Genomic DNA, 15,726 nt, shown 5'->3' with positions numbered 1-15,726 from the left:
CGGCGGACGCCCCGCAGCACGACCATCAGCATGACGATCTCGTTCGCCGTTGCGTTCGCCGCGGTGGCCACCGCGCTGATCATGCACGCGGTGGGCGCGCAGCCGCCGACCGCGCCCGAATCCGCTCCCAGTCCCGTCGCCCACGCCGTCCAGCCGATCATCCAAGAGGGTCGGTTGATCGCGGTGTCGCCGACATCCTTGACCGCGATGGGGCCAGACGGCGTGGCACGCACCTTCCTCGTCGACGATCAGACCCATGGGGTCACCGCACGTGGCAGTCAGCTGGGAGGCACCTCCGCGGCCTTCGCGGTCGACGACGAGGTGTCCATCGTGGGTGTTGCACGCGGCGAGCAAAAGATCGCCACCACAGTGGTCCATCGCGAGGCGATGAACCTCAACGGTCCGCCGATGGATTACGCACTGCCCTGATCGGCGCGCGCGTCCGCGGAATCCTGACGCTGGACGAACCACCACAGCACCACGCCGGCGGCCAGGATCGACAATGCGATACCCAACTCCAACACGCCCCCGTAACCGGTGATGGAGAACCCCGTGGCACCCACGACCAGCAGCACCGCGAGCAGAGCGGAAAGACCTACCGACAGCGGCACGAACACGCGCGGTAACCGGATGGGACGGACGGCGTCGGGGCGGTCCTTACGCAGCAGCGCGAAGCCGGCCAACGCCAGCACGTGGGCCAGGATATAGCCCAGGTTGCCGGTCACGATGATGGCCAAGGGTTGCTGAAGCACCACCAACAGAACGATGTTGAGCACCAGCATCACATTCAGAGCCCGCACCGGTACACCCCGGCTGTTGAGCTTGCCCACCGCCCGGACGGTGATGCCCTCCTTGCCCATGTTGAACAGCACCCGGGAGGCGTCGGCGACCGAGGTCAACATCACCAACACCAGGGATGCGATGAGGCACAACACCATCACGTCCGCACCGGCGCCGGTCAGTTGCGAGAAGCTGGCGACGAAGAATGTCGAGGGGTTCTCGCTGATCGCCTGCTCTCCGGCGAATCCACCGAGCGTGAGCGGGACGAGAAAGAACACCCCGAGGCAGAACAACGCGGAGGCGCGAATCGCGCGCGCGGTGTCGCGGACCGGGTCGCGGTATTCCGAGGCGAACGTTGCACAGACCTCGATGCCCAATGTCGTCCAAGCCATCACGTACAACCAGACGATCGCCGTGTGTAGGCCCGCCCATCCGTGCAGGTTCCAGGTCAGGTCCATGGGGGCCCAGTCGGCGCTGAAGAGCGGCAGTATGACGAACACCGCCAGCGGCACCATCAGGATGGCGGCGGTCACATAGACGAAGGCCATCGTGACCCGAACTCCGATGATATTGATCCCGTACAGGACGAAAATGACGATCAGCCCGACGGCGATCGGGAAATTCAGATGCAGCGGCCCGAAGTCCATCGACCACAGTTGATCCGGGAACCACTGCGATTGCACGAGCAGGCCGGTGAAGGAGCCGTAGGTGGCCAGATTCGACCCCCACGGCAGCCAATAGCCGACACCCGCCAGCGGGGCGAACCACGGCACCCGCCTTTTCCATGCCTCCGCGGCATATCCCGAGATACCGCCGGACGCATCGGGGAACATCGCCGCCAGTTCGATGTAGATCCAGTTCACTGCCATCGAAATCACCATCGAGATCGCCCACAACACCGCCGCACCCCAGCCGCCCAGGCCGGCTATCGACGCGCCCAAAGTCGCCACGAGCGCCGCAGGCATCGTCATGGCCATCGCGAAGCCATCGAACCAGCGCATCTTCCGAGGCAGCACTTCGTCTACCGAATGCAGCGCAACGGGATCATTCCTGGTCGCCATGCGATCCTCCATTGTTTTCAGAAACGAGTACCCGACATCCATGTCGGCCGTGTCGATCAGGTGCGGCCCCGAATGAGGGCCTTCTTCGCGTATCACGCTGTTCCGGAGTAATTCTCACGGGTGTCCGGTGCGGTTCACACGCTAGACCCACACGCTCGTCAGCGCATCAGATAGAACAAAATTCTTACACATCAACATTTTTCGGATACTTCAACGCACACGACTATGCTCCGGACCGTCCGTGAGGACCACTCCGGAGCTGTCATCTACCGCTCTCACTCCTGCAGCACAGTGCTTTTCATGACGGTCGGAACGAGTCGTGCGCAGCACGCGGCGCGTGCTTGACCATGATGTGCCTGGCCACCGTGTACTCGGCGACCGCCGCCTGGCTCATATCCTTGCCGAAACCGCTGGCCTTTACGCCGCCGTGCGGCGCCTCCGAAGCGATCGGGAGGTGATCGTTGACCCAGGTGACACCGGCCTCGATGGCATGTGCGACCCGCAACGCCCGCGCCACATCGGTCGTCCACACCGACGAGGCCAGACCGTACCGACAGTCGTTGGCCAACCGAATCGCGTCCGCCTCGTTGACGAACGGCAGCCCGACCAGCACCGGACCGAACACCTCGTTCTGCACGATCTCCGCAGACTGCTGCACCCCGGTGATCAACGTCGGCGGATAGTAGGCGCCGTTCCCCTCCGGAATGACACCGCCCACCCGGACCGTGGCGCCGGAGGTGACGGCACGTTCCACGAAATTGTGTACACCGGAACGATGTTCGACACTGACCAAGGGTCCGATATCGGTGCGTGGATCACGTGGGTCGCCGACCCGGATCTCACCGAAGACACGCACGAGGCGATCCATGAGGTCATCGAAGACCGATGTGTGGGCGTACACACGCGTGGCGGCCGTGCAATCCTGGCCGGAGTTGTAGGTCGCCCCCATGGCGATACCGTGCGCCGCCGCATCCAGATCCGCGTCCTCGAACACCAAGCAGGGAGCCTTTCCGCCGAGCTCAAGGTGGACGCGCGCACCGCGGACTGCGGCAGACGACATCACCTGTCGACCGGCGCGAGTGGATCCGGTGATCGAGATCAGTTGAACCCGTTCATCGGCCACCAATGCCTGCCCGATATCGTCACCACCGGTCACCACCTCCAGCACGCCGGGCGGAATACCGGCCGTGACGGCGAGTTCGGCAATGTAGAGCGTGCTCGTCGGTGTCGTCGGCGCCGGTTTGATCACGATGGTGTTCCCGGCGGCAAGCGCGGGGCCGATCTTCCACAGCCCCATGATCATCGGGAAGTTCCACGGGGCTATGCCCACCACCGGCCCCACGGGTCGGCGCACGATCATCGACGTGTAACCGGCGCTGAGAACACCGGCGCCCGTCTCGTCAAGTGACCGACCCGCCCCGGCGAAGAAACGCAGATTGTCCGTCGCAAAAGGCAGTTCGCCATCGCGAAAGACCGCTTCCGGCTTCCCCGTTTCGGCCACCTCGATCGCGGTCAACTCGTCGGAGTGCGCATCGATCAGATCGGCCCATTTCAACAGCACGCGCGCACGTTCGGCGGCGGTACGTTGCGACCAGTCGCCGAACGCCTCAGTCGCCGCCGTCACCGCGGCGACCGCTTCGGCCACCGTGGCTTCGGTGACGGTCGAGGTGGGCTTACCGCTGGCGGGATCGATGAGCATGCGCTGGTGCCCAGATCCGGCCGCCCGGCGTCCTCGATGAAAAAGTCCTGTGGTCATGGCTCTCTCTCCTCAGCTGTTGAAGCCGACACCGAACCGGTCGAGGGTGCGCAGAAGCACTCCACGCGTGCCGGTTTCGTCCTCGCGTGCCAGCGCGGCGCGGGTGAGCTGCACGGCAGTCCAGCGCAGTGGCTCGGGCGGAAAAGGCACCGCGGTGCCGGTAACCGCCTTCAGCCTGGTCCGTTCGGTCAAGCGGCCCGCCAACAGATCGAGAGCGACCCGGGCACCGAATCGCGTCGAGGCCACGCCCAGGCCGGTGAAGCCGACCGCGTAGGCCAGCCTGCCGTCGTATGCGGTCCCGAAGATCGGGGTGAACCGGCTCGTGGTGTCGATCACCCCGCCCCACCTGTGGGTGAACGGGAGCGAACCCAGTTGCGGGAATGTCTGTCGGAAGTGCTGCGCCAGAAGACGATGTGAGGCATCTCGCTGTTCGAGCCGGCTGTGCACGGCATTTCCGAAGTGATAGATCGCGTCGTAGCCGCCCCACACGATGCGGTCGTCGCGGGTCCGGCGGAAGTAATGGAACTGATTCCCCGCATCGGTGAGCCCCTGGTTCTGCGCCCAGCCGATCGATTCCAACTGCTCTGTGGTCAGTGGTGCCGTGGCCAGCACATAGTCGTAGACAGGAAGAACCCAGGCGCGCAACCGCCGCAGCAGCGGCGGATAGGCGTTGGAGGCAAGCAAGACCTGCGCGGTGTCGACACGTCCGTGGGTGCAATGCACGGTCAGCCCGGCGCCCGAACGTTCGATGCCGGTCGCCGCGGATCGCTCGAAGACGGCGACACCGAGCTTCTCCGCGATCGAGCGCAGTCCATGGGTCAAGGCCATCGGGTCGACGAGCCCGCCGCCCGAGATCCTCAAGCCCCCGACGAAGGCCGGCGAGTGGATATCGGCGCGCACCTCGTCGCGGTCGAGGAAGCGCACGTCCTCACCGCGCCGGGTGTACGTCGCGACCGCAGCCCGAAGTGCACCGGCGTCGTGAGCCGTCCTGGCCAGCGTGGTCTTACCGACCCTGCGCAGATCGGCGTCGACATCATGCCGCTGGAGCAACTCCGCGATCTGCTCGACGTTCTGGCGGCCGAGGCGCTGCAGCTCGTCGAGTTCATCGGGCCACATCGCCTCACCGTGGGCGATGCCGTGGGTCAGGGATTCGGAGACGAAGCCGCCGTTACGGCCGGAGGCCCCCGCACCGATCCAGTCCTGTTCGAGCAGGACGACACGACGATCGGGGTGCTCGGTCAACGCCTCGATGGCCGACCAGAGTCCGGTGTATCCCCCACCGACGATCACCAGGTCGGCACGCTGCCGACCGGTCAGCGGTTCACTGCGCGGTCCCGTTTGCATTCCGTCCCACCAGACGGGCCGCGGCACGGCATCGCGCAACTCGTCGGCGGGTCTCATGATGCGCTCCGGTATCTCTGGTGAACCATCGGGAACATACTTGCACTGAACTTCAATGCCATCTATTCATAACATCGCACGTAGGCGGGTCTTGGGATGTAAAAACTGAGTAACTGTTCAAATTTATATCCCACCGCTGGCGGTTATCTGGCACAGTGATGTCCACACCGACTGAGGGGAATGGGGCGTGCCGGTCAGCCGTACAGAACGACGCGCGAAGTTGCTCAACGCGGCGCAGCGCGCCGTGATGAAACATGGCGCCGATGTGCAGCTCAACCAGGTGGCCGCCGAGGCCGGATTGACCTCGGGCGCGGTCCTCTATCACTTTCCCGACGTACAGACCCTGCTCGTCGAGGCCAACCGCGCCGGGATGGAGCGCTTCTACGACGACCGGCTGCGGGCCATCGAAGGTATTGCCGAACCAGACCGTCGATTGGTCGTCACCATCGAATCCGGTCTCCCGGTGGATTCAGACGACCCGGCGGTCAAACTCTTGTGCGAACTCGGTGGCGCGGCCGGCCGTTACCCCACCTACGGGGTGCTGCTCACGGCGTTGTTCGATCGCCAGGTCGCCATGTACCAGGTCATCCTCGAATCCGGTGCGGCACAGGGCACCTTCACCCTGACCTCCCCGTCGCTGACCATCGCCCGCAACATCGTCGCACTCGAGGACGCCTACGGCTATCGAATGGTGGCACGCCATCCCAGCCTGGATGCCGACGCTTCAACCGAGCTCATCCTCGACTACGCACGGGTGACGACCGGCCATCCCCTCCCCCGCACAGAACATGGCGAAAGGAAGAAACGATGAGCACAGCCCTGACCATCATGTTCTGGCCGGAGTCCGCCTACGGGCCCACCAACCAGTGCATCGGTGTCGCAGCGAAGCTGCAGGAGCGTGGCCACCGCATCATCTTCGCCGCCGAGTCGTCCTGGGCAGGAAAGATCGAAAAGTACGGTTTCGTCGAAGAATTGGTCGACCTCGCCGAGCCGAGTGCCCAGGACGCCGACGCCGACGCCGGACAGTTCTGGACCGATTTCATCGCCGGCACCGCACCCGAGTTCGCCAAGCCGACCATCGAACAGATCGAGTCCTTCATCGCACCGACGTTCCAGGCGCTGATCGACGGCGCGAAATACAGCGAGGCGCGGCTGCGCGAGATCGTCGCGACCCATCAGCCCGACGTGATCGTCGAAGACAATGTCATCCTGTTCCCCGCGCTGGCCACCGCCGGCAAGCCCTTCGTCCGATTCATCTCCTGTAGTCCATTGGAGGTGCCAGGACCCGATGTGCCGCCGCCGTTTTCCGGACTCCCCAGTGACGACCCGTCGGAATGGGAGAGCTATCGCGCAGAATTCGACCGTGTCCTGCGCCCGATGTGGGCGGATTTCGATGCCTGGGTGCGCGACCAGGGTGCCGCGAAGCTCCCCGAGCTGGAGTTCATGCCTCGCGACAATGCCGCCACCATCTACATCTATCCCGCCGAGGCCGATTATGTGGATCGTCGCGCGCTCGACGACTCCTGGACGCGCGTCGACTCCAGCATTCGAGAGACCGACGACGCCTACGAACTTCCGCCGAGCATGGCGCAACGCCCGGAGGGCAGCGCGCTGGTCTACCTGTCGCTCGGCTCGCTGGGTGCCGCCGACGTCGCCTTGATGCAACGACTGGTCGATGTGTTGGGCCGTACGCCGCATCGCTTCATCGTCAGCAAGGGCCCCCAAGCCGACCAGATCCGGCTGGCCGACAACATGGTCGGTGAGCAGATGTTGCCGCAGACCAGGATCATCCCGCTGGTCGATGCGGTGATATCGCACGGCGGGAACAACACCACCACCGAGTCACTGCATTTCGGCAAGCCGCTGATCGTCCTGCCCTTGTTCTGGGATCAGTACGAGAACGCGCAGCGTATCGACGAGCTGAACCTCGGGGTACGACTGGACACCTATCACTTCGCCGACGGCGACCTGATCGACGCCCTGGACCGCATCCTGGCCGATCACGATCTACGCGAACGGGTCTCACAGATCGGAGAGAAGATCCGCGAGCGTGACGGACTGCGAGTGGCGGCCGATGTCATCGAACGTGTCGGCCTCGAACACCGCAGCTGACCGTGTTCCCGGATACGGACGATCCGCTCGCCACCCCGCTCGATGTGCTGCCCCTGGGGGATCGGCATGCGCTCGCGATCATCAGCGCCGACGGTGAGCTCTCAGCTGTTCCGGTGTTCCGCGACAACGGGATCCGTCGCGCCGGCCCCGGTGACGGTGCGGCAGAAGCCCTGCTCGAGCTGATCGTGGGCACCGCCGGTCGCATCTCGGCCGGCCGTTTCGAAGTGGTGTCGTGGGCCAACGGCCGGGTGCCGAATGGCGAGCGAGCGGTCGGGGTCGACCAGACCAACGAGTCCGTGATCGTGGGCGATACCGCGGTGGTGAAGTGGGCCACGCACCTGGAGCGCGGGCCACACCCGGCGGCCGGACGGCTGACCCAACTGATCGCTTCGGGTTTCACCGCGATGCCCACGCCGTGGGCGGTCCTCACCTGGGCGCCCGATGACGGCCCGGAAACCCTTGTGGCAACGGTCACCGGATACCTGCCCGGTGCGGTCGATGGCTGGACGTGGGCCGTCGACCTGTTTCTGGACGCGGTGCGAACCGGTGATCACGCCGCCGTGATGCGCACCTGTGCGGCACTGGGGGAAGTGATCGCCGACCTGCACTGCGCGTTGGCCGCGACAGTCACCATCGCGACCGACACCGATGCCCGCCGTTGGCGTGACAATGCGTTCACGACCTTCGATGCCGCGCGCCGTCTGGCCGATCCCCAGCTGGCCGACCTTCTCACCCGACACGCCGACGCCATCGCGACAACTCTGCAGGACCTGGCCGCTCTCGCCGGTGTACCGATATTGGACGCCCACGGGGATCTACATGTGGGCCAGATCCTCAGTTCGTCGAACACGTTGCTGATCAACGACTTCGACGGCAATCCCGTTCTCCCCCCGGCCGAGCGTGTGCTACCCGCACCGGCGGCGGTCGACCTGGCCGGGATCATCCAGTCTTTGGCACATGTCGGCATCGTCGCGGCCCGCCGCGGTGAATTCACACCCGAGCAGTTGCGACCAGTGGACCTGACGGCACGCACTGCGCTCTACGACGCCTACCTGAGCAGGCTCGCCGACAACGGGCACGCCGAACTGCATGTCGACGGTGCACTCATCGCCCTGCGGTTACAGCAGGTGCTGCGTGAGATCGTCTACGCCGGTCGCCATCTGCCCCGCTGGATGTATGTTCCCGATGCCGCCCTACCCGCCCTACTGCACGAGATGAGCCGATGAATCCTGATGCCTTCGCCGCCGACCTCACCCGCAAGCCGGAGGTGTTGTCCAAACTGGCCATGGCTCTGGCACAGCGGAATCCGTGGGCGTCGGTGATCACGGAGGACATATCGCGTGTCGTCTTCCTCGGCATGGGGTCCTCCGCGTACGCAGCCGGTGTCGCCGCGGCACGATTGCGTGCGCGTGGCGTATGCGCAGTCTCCGACATCGCATCATCCCAGCTGCTGCCGAACTGGGGGCCGGGCACCCTGGTCGTTGCGACCTCCGCGTCGGGCGGGTCGGTGGAGACACTGGACGCACTCGACCGCCTGGATTCCACCGCCACGACGGTGGCGCTGACCAACACCGCCGGATCGGCCATCACCGAACGCTGCTCGGCCACTGTCGAACTCCTGGCCGAGCCCGAGCTCGGCGGGGTGGCCTGCCGAAGCTTCCAGCACACGGTGGTGTTGCTGCTGGCGCTCGAGTGCCAGCTGACGGGAACACCCATCGATGAGCTGACGGCCACGGTGGAGATGGCAGCCCAGGCCAGCGACCACCTGCTGACCAGTGAATCAGACTGGCTTCCCACAGTTTCCGAGTGCCTGTTGGGTCCGGTCGAGACACATCTCTGCGCACCGGCGCACCGACTCTCGTCCGCCCAGCAGGGTGCACTGATGTTCCGCGAGGGTCCGCGGCGGTCGGCCATCGGCTGTGAGACCGGCGATTGGAGCCATGTCGACGTGTACCGCACCAAGAACACCGATATGCGGATGCTGGTCTTCGCCGGGTCGGCATGGGAGGCCCAGCTGGCCGAGTGGACGGGTCCGCGCCAGACCACCGTGGTTGCGGTGGGCGGTGAGGTACCCACCGCGACCACCTGCGTGCGCTACCCGGGCGATGGGGTCGACGATGTCCGCCTGCTCACCGAGACATTGGTACCCGAGCTCGTCGCGGCCCGAGCCTGGCAGGCTCAGAGCTGATCGAGACGGGCACGGGCGACCTCCGCAGCGCCATTACCGGTGATCAGCCAGAGGGTGGCCAAGCTGTCGATCAGGTCGTCGATGCTCACTTCGGCGCTCCCCTCGACAAAGGCCAGGATCGCGTCCGCCGTGCCACCGATGATGAAGGCCGGAGCGACACGGGCCAACGGGTCGGACTCCAATTCGACGCTGTGCACAGTGCGGGCATGGCCGACCAGGACCGCGGTTAGACCGGCCAGAACGCTGCCTCGGTGCTGTTGCACCGCAGGGGAACTCGCCACCGATCCCAGCAGTACGCGCGCACGCCGCGGGTCCGCCGTCAGAGTCCGCACGACCGCATTCACGGCAGCGTGGGCCTGCGTCTCCAGCGATTCGGTCAGAACGATCGCCACGGCCGCCAGGGTGGCATCACGCACCTGGGCGGCGATGTCGTCGACTGCTGCCGTGGCCACGTCGTCCAGATCGGAGAAGTTTTCGTAGAAGTAGCGCTTGTTGAGTCCGGCGCCGGCGCAGAGTTTGTCCACCGTGATGGCACGCCAGCCGTTCTCGGCCATGGCATCGACGGCGGCCTCGATCAGCCGTGAGCGGCGGTGCTTACGCCTGGCATCGGCGGTCTGCCCGGCATAACTGCGCTGCGGGATATCGGGCACGAGGAGATCGTCGCACCCGGCAGCGCTCTGCCGCGAGCCGACCGTTGACACCACCTCCACATTCTGGCACGGTCTGGTGCCAGAATATAAGTGGCACGAATTCGTGCCGGATTTGAGGAGAGCACGTGACCGCGTCCCCCATCACCCCGAGGCAGCCGAACCAAGCCGTACCGACGAGCTCGTCGGTCCTCGATGACCTGCGTCTGACCGCGCAGACCACGCCCGTCCTGGCCCGCCGACTGGGCTGGGATTACCTTCGTGACCTCGGCAACGACGGGCGGTTCGATCAGCTGGCGGAACTGTTCTCCAACGGGCACGCTCCAGAGGGGCCGGATGGCCCGATGGAGGGCCTGATCATCGGCAAACTGTTCGGCATCCCGGAAACCTATTTGGCCAATCCGCTGATGAAGATCGACCCGACCTGGCGCGGAAAGACCTTCGATATGGCAACGGGCACTGGCTTCAATCGGTTGTCCCCACTGGGCCGGTTCTCGCTGCGCGCCGTCGCGCCGCTGTACACCGGACTGCGCCGACGCGGCGACGAGACCATCGGATTCGAGTTCGATCACCAGATAGACACGGCCGCTATCGCACCGTTCATCAAGGTGCGGGCCCTCGACTACGGCGTGCCCGAGTACCGCAACCCCAGCGTGCGCACGTTCCCCATCAAGCGCACCCGTGACGAGGTGGTCGAGTTGACGCCGGGGCTGTACCTCGGCCGCGCCCTACTGACCCTGCCCAGCGGCGAGATCCGGCTGATCGCATACTTCGGCCTGCGCGAGTTCAGCGATGAGAAGGCAGTCCGGGCATGATCACACTCGATGGTGCAGTCTGTTGTATCACCGGCGGCGCCCGCGGCATCGGCAGAGCCACCGCGGTCGAGCTCATCAGCCGGGGAGCCAAGGTCTGGATCGGTGATCTCGACATCGATGAGGCGCATAAGACGTCCGCCGAAATCGGCTCCACCGCAGTTCATCTGGACGTGACCGATCCTGCCAGCGTGATCGCATTCCACGACACCGTTGTCGCAGCCGACGGTCCGCCGGTGATGCTGGTGAACAATGCAGGCATCCAGTACATGGGCGCCTTCACCGACACCCGCCTGGGCCTCTACCACCGTGAGGTGGCCGTGAATCTGCTCGGACCGATCAACGGTGTGCACACCTTCCTGCCGGGCATGCTGGCGCGCAACCACGGGCATATCGTCAATGTGGCATCGATGGCTGCCAAGGTGACGACCCCGGGCATGTCGGTCTACTGCGCCACCAAATACGGCGTGGCGGCGTTCTCGCGAGCGATCCGCGCCGAAATCGCCTCGACTGCAGTCACACTGAGCACAGTGATGCCCACAGCCGTGCACACCGAGCTGACCGCGGGCGTGTCCCTGGACTTGCTGCCCACGCGCGAACCCGAGGACATCGCCGTCGCCATCGCCGACAGCGCACAACGTCCCCGCCGCGAGATCACCGTACCGCGCTGGCTGGCCCCCATGGGCACCATCGAAGAGGCCGCGCCGGAGCCGGTGCTGCAGATGATGAAGCGACTGGCCACCTTCCGGCGGCCGCCCGGGGAGTACGACCCCGATGCCCGGCGCCGCTATCTGGACAGGATCGGCCAGTGAGAGCCATCCTTCCCGGCGATACCGTCGCGGCCGCCAAGCTCCATCTGCAGGTTGCGGCCGCCACGGTGACATCTCGATACCCGAGCCACGATCACGCGCTGGCCCGACCACCCGGTGACTCCCATCTGAAACCCGTGATGGGCAACTACGGATTTCCCGTCATCGGGCATGTCCTCAGCTCGATCGTCGAACCGCTGGAGTTCGCCCGGCGACGCTACGATCACTACGGCCCGGTGTCCTGGGCCGGCGGCGTCGGTTTTCGGATCGTGCAGCTGATGGGCCCCGACGCGTTGGAAACGGTGTGGGTCAACGGGGACAAGGCATTCTCCAGTACCCGTGGGTGGGCACCGGTGATCGGACCATTTTTCCACCGCGGGATCATGCTGCTCGATTTCGAGGAGCACCGAGACCACCGCAGGATCATGCAGCAGGCGTTCACCAGGTCCGCGCTCGACGGCTATCTGAGCTTGATGTGGCCGGGGATCGCCCGCACCGTCGACGGCTGGCCGGCCACCGAGCGCTTCCCGTTCTACCAGGGAGTCAAGAAACTGCTGCTGGACCAGGCCGCCGAGGTATTCGTCGGCGCCCGACTCGGCGCGGAATCCGAGCGGCTTTCCCAGGACTTCCATGACACGGTGTGTGGCGGACAGGCGTTGATCCGTGCAGACGTCCCCGGCGGGACGTGGGCGCGGGGGCTACGCGCCCGTGCACGCCTGGAGCGCTACTTCGCCGCCCAGGTGTCGGCACGACGGGCCGGCGACGGCGCCGATCTGTTCTCGATGCTGTGCCACAGTCGCAGTGCCGAAGGTGATCGCTTCAGCGACCAGGACATCGTCAACCACATGATCTTCCTGCTGATGGCCGCCCATGACACCAGTGCGATCGCGATTTCGATGCTGGTCTACGAGTTGGCACGCAACCCCGACTGGCAGCACCGGCTCCGAGAGGAGGCCTGGCACACCCGCGACGACGAACTCGGTCTGGACCGTCTGGATGGCGACCATCCACTGTTGGATGCCGCGTTCAAGGAGATCCTGCGCATGTACGCTCCGGCGGGCACACTCTTCCGCCAAGCCGTGAAGGACACCGAGGTGGCCGGTCATTTCATCCCGCGCAAGGCCCAGGTGGCGATCAATGTCTACGCGTCGATGCGGTTGGCCGACTGGTGGCCGGACCCGGACCATTTCGATCCCGATCGCTTCACCGGTGGTGCCGATTTCGCTGCCGTCAGCCGATACGCGTTCGCACCGTTCGGCGGCGGCGTCCACAAGTGTCTGGGTCAGCAGTTCGCCGATATGAACGTCAAAGCGGTTATGCACCAGATGCTTCGGCGATTCGTATGGACGGTACCCAAGGGATACCAGCCCCGGATGACGTGGGGTACCGGCCCGACGCCCGCGGACGGATTGCCGATCGAGATGCGCCGACTGCGCTGAGGTCTCAGCTGTTGAGCGACCATATCGAGTAGTTCAGCGCCGTCGCGAACAGCACCCATCCGAGGTAGGGGACCAGCATCACCGCAGCAATCCGGTTGACCTTCCAGAACAAGGCGATGGTTGCTGCGACGGCCACGTCGAGAAGCAGGATGTCGACGAGCGCCACGCCGCGCCAACCGAGGCCGAAGAACAGCGGTGACCACAGCAGATTCAGGACGAGCTGGACGGCATAGATGATGATTGCAGGGCTGGTCCACCGCGGAGTCTCCCGCCAGACCAGCCAGGCCGCGACTCCCATCAACACGTACAGCACGGTCCACACCGGGCCGAAGAGGTTCGGCGGCGGAGCCCAGTCCGGCTGGGCGAGATTGCCGTAATCGCTTGCCGCGTCTGCCGACGCCAGTCCTCCCAACGCCGCGACAAGAGCCACCGAAACCAGCGAGACGATCAGTGCCCGTAGGTGTCGGGACCGACCTTCGGTAGAGATATCAGAAGTCATCTGCGTCCATTTCTGCTCGCTTCTCGGCGCCATTGCGGTGCTGACACAATGTCTCGGACACCCACCATATTGTTCAGCCTGCTGAATAATATCAAGTGCCGACGAAGGAAGATCTCGATGGACGACTTGGACGGCTGGCCGACCGGTCGACTCTTGTCGATGGCGGCACGGCTCGTCGAACAGTCCTGGGAGCACATCCTCGGCGAGTATGACCTGTCCAGTGCCGGATTGGTCGTGCTGCACGTGGTCGCGACCGGACCCGCGACCCAACGCGAGATCGCACACGCCTGCCGGGTCACCGACCAGACGGCCAGTCGCACCGTCGAACGGCTGGAACGTCTCGGCTATGTCAGCCGACAGGTCGATCCGCGAGACGAGCGACGCAAGACGGTCACGAGCACCGCGGCGGGCCGGCGGGTGTACACCACGCTGGTGGAGCGGGAGAAGAAGGACCCGGGACTGGTTGCCGTGATCGGGGATGACGGCCCCGAACTACGCCGAATGCTGTTGAAGCTGGTGCGCAGCCGACAAGCCGAAGGCGACGGCGCTGCGCCTCCGCCCCAGAGCGAGCAACCATTCGGACAGAACCGTTGACGTGCAATGCTTGTGAGATCGAGAGATCAGCCTGTCTGGCTCTGTAGCGTGATGGTGGCTGGTCCTGACTTGGCTCCCGTCAGGCCCCTGCCCTGCGCGGTCACGGCCAGCGCGGTCCGATCCCCACGGAACAGATCTCGCGAGAACTCGTACGGGGTGCCGTGCTGGTCATGTGTCACGCGGGTGATGAGCAGGAGCGCGCTCTGCGGTTCGATGCCCAGCAGGCTCGCCTCCTCATCGGTGGCGTTGACAGCCTCGATGCGTTCGGCCGCCCGGCCGTTGACCAGACCGTATTGCGACTCCAAGAGCTCGTAGAGCGAGCCGCCGAGCTGCTGTTCGAGCAGGCCCGGGAATCTGTCCGCGGGCAACTGGGCGTGTTCCAGCGAGATCGGCGAACCGTCCGCCAGCCGCACCCTGGTGATATCGACGACGTAATCGCCGGGACCGATCTGCAGCGCTTGCCGGGTCGTCTGGTCGGCGACGCCGATCTTGGTCGACAGCACCCGCGAGCCGGCAACATAGCCCTGGCTGGCCAGGAAGGCGGGCACGCCCACCACGTCGGAGAGGTTGCGCTCGACCTGGCCGTGGCTGATGAATATCCCACCGGCGCGTCCGATGACTCGGTGCACCAGTCCGGCCTCCTCCAGTGCGGCCAGCACCTGCCGCAGACTGGTCCGGCTGGTGCCATACCGCTCAGCCAGCTCGCGTTCGCTGCCCAGCTTGGTTCCGGGGTCCCCGGCGTTCACATCCGCGACGATGCGGCGGCGCAACTGCTCGCTGTGACTCGCCACCGCTCCCCCTGCATCCGTGTGATTGGTACATCCAATTCTAACCGGAGGCGGGCGCGGTCATTTCCGCGATGGCCATGTGCGACTCCGGCAGGATCTGACCGCCATCCACGACCAGCGACTGCCCGGTGACGAACCCCGCCTCATCGGTGGCGAAGAACAGTGCCGCATTCCCGATATCGGCAACCGAACCCAACCTGCCGATGGGCACGGCCGAGGTCATCTGGTCGATGTAATCTTCGCCCATGTCCGCCAGCCCCTCGGTGGTGATGTTCCCGGGAAGGACCGCATTGATGGTGATCTTCCGGGGCGCCAATTCGATTGCCGCAGTGCGCAGAAATCCCAGTTGGGCAGCCTTGCTGGCGCCGTAGTGCGACCATCCCGGGTAGCCCGTGACAGGACCGGTGATGGACGAGGTCACGATGACCCGTCCATGCCCGCTGGCGGTCAGTGCGCCCAGCGCGGCCTGGACCATGAACACCGTGCCCTTGAAGTTGACCGCGAGCACCTGGTCGATATCGTCGGGGGTCAGTTCTTCGAGCCGGCCGGACGGGAAGATGCCGGCATTTGCACAGACGATGTCGAGACCACCATGGCGTTCGATGGCTGCATCGACCACCCGCTGCGCCTGCTCTGGATCCGCGACATCGGCGCGTACCGCGCTGATCGCGCCGGTAGCACCGGCTGATGCCGCCACCGCGCGATCCAGATCCTCCTGATTGCGCCCGGTGATGATGACGTTGACACCGGCGATGGCGAAGACCTCGGCGATCCCGCGGCCGATTCCTCTGCTACCACCGGTCACGATCGCGGTGCGACCTGCTAGTGAATGAAACATCG

Annotated in this window: 16 protein-coding genes; 9 read left to right on the top strand and 7 right to left on the bottom strand. The window is 65.3% G+C overall.

Going from position 1 to position 15,726, the window contains the following annotated elements; all coding sequences use genetic code 11:
* The first annotated feature begins 30 nt into the window (after positions 1 to 30).
* Positions 31 to 429 (top strand): hypothetical protein, encoded by a 399-nt coding sequence (locus FBY28_RS15345; protein ID WP_141868124.1) that lies wholly within the window; start codon positions 31 to 33, stop codon positions 427 to 429.
* Here the strand turns inward: FBY28_RS15345 and FBY28_RS15340 are convergent.
* The 3 genes from FBY28_RS15340 to FBY28_RS15330 form a co-directional block, all read right to left on the bottom strand.
* The gene (locus FBY28_RS15340) at positions 414 to 1,841 is read right to left on the bottom strand and encodes an APC family permease (RefSeq protein ID WP_286178104.1); all 1,428 of its coding nucleotides are present in this window, start codon (positions 1,839 to 1,841) and stop codon (positions 414 to 416) included. The two genes, FBY28_RS15345 and FBY28_RS15340, sit on opposite strands and share 16 nt — an antisense overlap.
* A gap of 298 nt (positions 1,842 to 2,139) precedes the next feature.
* Positions 2,140 to 3,597 carry an aldehyde dehydrogenase family protein gene (locus tag FBY28_RS15335; RefSeq protein ID WP_216847720.1) on the bottom strand — a complete coding sequence of 486 codons (1,458 nt, stop codon included), beginning with the start codon at positions 3,595 to 3,597 and terminating at the stop codon, positions 2,140 to 2,142.
* Positions 3,598 to 3,609: 12 nt separating this feature from the next.
* Positions 3,610 to 4,998 (bottom strand): NAD(P)/FAD-dependent oxidoreductase, encoded by a 1,389-nt coding sequence (locus tag FBY28_RS15330; protein WP_141868122.1) that lies wholly within the window; start codon positions 4,996 to 4,998, stop codon positions 3,610 to 3,612.
* 187 nt (positions 4,999 to 5,185) lie between these two features.
* On the opposite strand from FBY28_RS15330, the gene FBY28_RS15325 reads away from it, so the two are divergent.
* Genes FBY28_RS15325 through FBY28_RS15310 form a run of 4 tightly spaced genes read left to right on the top strand, consistent with a single transcriptional unit; the run spans position 5,186 to position 9,298 of the window.
* Positions 5,186 to 5,809, top strand: coding sequence for a TetR/AcrR family transcriptional regulator (locus tag FBY28_RS15325; RefSeq protein ID WP_141868120.1), 624 nt, complete (start codon positions 5,186 to 5,188; stop codon positions 5,807 to 5,809).
* Positions 5,806 to 7,110, top strand: coding sequence for a glycosyltransferase (locus FBY28_RS15320; protein WP_141868118.1), 1,305 nt, complete (start codon positions 5,806 to 5,808; stop codon positions 7,108 to 7,110). Before FBY28_RS15325 ends, FBY28_RS15320 begins: the two co-directional genes overlap by 4 nt.
* 2 nt (positions 7,111 to 7,112) lie before the next feature.
* A complete protein-coding gene (locus FBY28_RS15315) occupies positions 7,113 to 8,336 on the top strand; it encodes a glucosamine kinase (RefSeq protein WP_141868116.1) in 1,224 nt (407 codons plus the stop codon).
* On the top strand, positions 8,333 to 9,298 hold the full coding sequence (locus FBY28_RS15310) for an SIS domain-containing protein (protein WP_141868114.1): 966 nt from the start codon (positions 8,333 to 8,335) through the stop codon (positions 9,296 to 9,298). Before FBY28_RS15315 ends, FBY28_RS15310 begins: the two co-directional genes overlap by 4 nt.
* Here FBY28_RS15310 and FBY28_RS15305 read toward each other — a convergent pair.
* The gene (locus FBY28_RS15305; protein WP_216847719.1) at positions 9,289 to 10,002 is read right to left on the bottom strand and encodes a TetR/AcrR family transcriptional regulator; all 714 of its coding nucleotides are present in this window, start codon (positions 10,000 to 10,002) and stop codon (positions 9,289 to 9,291) included. The genes FBY28_RS15310 and FBY28_RS15305 overlap by 10 nt on opposite strands.
* 71 nt (positions 10,003 to 10,073) lie before the next feature.
* Between FBY28_RS15305 and FBY28_RS15300 the strand changes: the two genes are divergently transcribed.
* The 3 genes from FBY28_RS15300 to FBY28_RS15290 are packed head-to-tail and all read left to right on the top strand — an operon-like array spanning position 10,074 to position 13,005.
* Entirely contained in the window at positions 10,074 to 10,760 is a 687-nt protein-coding gene (locus tag FBY28_RS15300; protein ID WP_141868112.1) for a hypothetical protein, read from the top strand.
* A complete protein-coding gene (locus FBY28_RS15295) occupies positions 10,757 to 11,569 on the top strand; it encodes an SDR family oxidoreductase (RefSeq protein WP_141868110.1) in 813 nt (270 codons plus the stop codon). The genes FBY28_RS15300 and FBY28_RS15295 overlap by 4 nt, the downstream gene beginning before the upstream one ends.
* Positions 11,566 to 13,005 carry a cytochrome P450 gene (locus FBY28_RS15290; RefSeq protein WP_216847718.1) on the top strand — a complete coding sequence of 480 codons (1,440 nt, stop codon included), beginning with the start codon at positions 11,566 to 11,568 and terminating at the stop codon, positions 13,003 to 13,005. Before FBY28_RS15295 ends, FBY28_RS15290 begins: the two co-directional genes overlap by 4 nt.
* Before the next feature lie 4 nt (positions 13,006 to 13,009).
* Here FBY28_RS15290 and FBY28_RS15285 read toward each other — a convergent pair whose 3' ends face one another.
* The gene (locus FBY28_RS15285) at positions 13,010 to 13,504 is read right to left on the bottom strand and encodes a TspO/MBR family protein (protein WP_174241641.1); all 495 of its coding nucleotides are present in this window, start codon (positions 13,502 to 13,504) and stop codon (positions 13,010 to 13,012) included.
* A 117-nt stretch (positions 13,505 to 13,621) separates the two neighbouring features.
* On the opposite strand from FBY28_RS15285, the gene FBY28_RS15280 reads away from it, so the two are divergent.
* The gene (locus tag FBY28_RS15280; protein WP_141868108.1) at positions 13,622 to 14,098 is read left to right on the top strand and encodes a MarR family winged helix-turn-helix transcriptional regulator; all 477 of its coding nucleotides are present in this window, start codon (positions 13,622 to 13,624) and stop codon (positions 14,096 to 14,098) included.
* Between the two features lie 26 nt (positions 14,099 to 14,124).
* Here the strand turns inward: FBY28_RS15280 and FBY28_RS15275 are convergent, their stop codons facing one another.
* Positions 14,125 to 14,889, bottom strand: coding sequence for a GntR family transcriptional regulator (locus tag FBY28_RS15275; protein ID WP_141868107.1), 765 nt, complete (start codon positions 14,887 to 14,889; stop codon positions 14,125 to 14,127).
* A gap of 37 nt (positions 14,890 to 14,926) precedes the next feature.
* Positions 14,927 to 15,724 carry a 3-oxoacyl-ACP reductase FabG gene (gene fabG / locus FBY28_RS15270; RefSeq protein ID WP_141868105.1) on the bottom strand — a complete coding sequence of 266 codons (798 nt, stop codon included), beginning with the start codon at positions 15,722 to 15,724 and terminating at the stop codon, positions 14,927 to 14,929.
* Positions 15,725 to 15,726 lie beyond the last annotated feature (2 nt).

This window comes from Arthrobacter sp. SLBN-53 (genome assembly GCF_006715585.1).
Taxonomy (GTDB): Bacteria; Actinomycetota; Actinomycetes; order Mycobacteriales; family Mycobacteriaceae; genus Mycobacterium; species Mycobacterium neoaurum_A.
Note: the sequence above shows the minus strand (reverse complement) of the source record. Positions and strands in the feature narration are given on the sequence as shown.

Excerpts from the sequence above, each read along its gene's own strand:
- FBY28_RS15345 (WP_141868124.1), top strand. The coding sequence starts at position 31 with ATGACGATCTCGTTCGCCGTTGCGTTCGCCGCGGTGGCCACCGCGCTG.
- FBY28_RS15340 (WP_286178104.1), bottom strand. The coding sequence starts at position 1,841 with ATGGCGACCAGGAATGATCCCGTTGCGCTGCATTCGGTAGACGAAGTG.
- FBY28_RS15335 (WP_216847720.1), bottom strand. The coding sequence starts at position 3,597 with ATGACCACAGGACTTTTTCATCGAGGACGCCGGGCGGCCGGATCTGGG.
- FBY28_RS15330 (WP_141868122.1), bottom strand. The coding sequence starts at position 4,998 with ATGAGACCCGCCGACGAGTTGCGCGATGCCGTGCCGCGGCCCGTCTGG.
- FBY28_RS15320 (WP_141868118.1), top strand. The coding sequence starts at position 5,806 with ATGAGCACAGCCCTGACCATCATGTTCTGGCCGGAGTCCGCCTACGGG.
- FBY28_RS15310 (WP_141868114.1), top strand. The coding sequence starts at position 8,333 with ATGAATCCTGATGCCTTCGCCGCCGACCTCACCCGCAAGCCGGAGGTG.
- FBY28_RS15295 (WP_141868110.1), top strand. The coding sequence starts at position 10,757 with ATGATCACACTCGATGGTGCAGTCTGTTGTATCACCGGCGGCGCCCGC.
- FBY28_RS15285 (WP_174241641.1), bottom strand. The coding sequence starts at position 13,504 with ATGACTTCTGATATCTCTACCGAAGGTCGGTCCCGACACCTACGGGCA.
- FBY28_RS15280 (WP_141868108.1), top strand. The coding sequence starts at position 13,622 with ATGGACGACTTGGACGGCTGGCCGACCGGTCGACTCTTGTCGATGGCG.
- fabG (WP_141868105.1), bottom strand. The coding sequence starts at position 15,724 with ATGTTTCATTCACTAGCAGGTCGCACCGCGATCGTGACCGGTGGTAGC.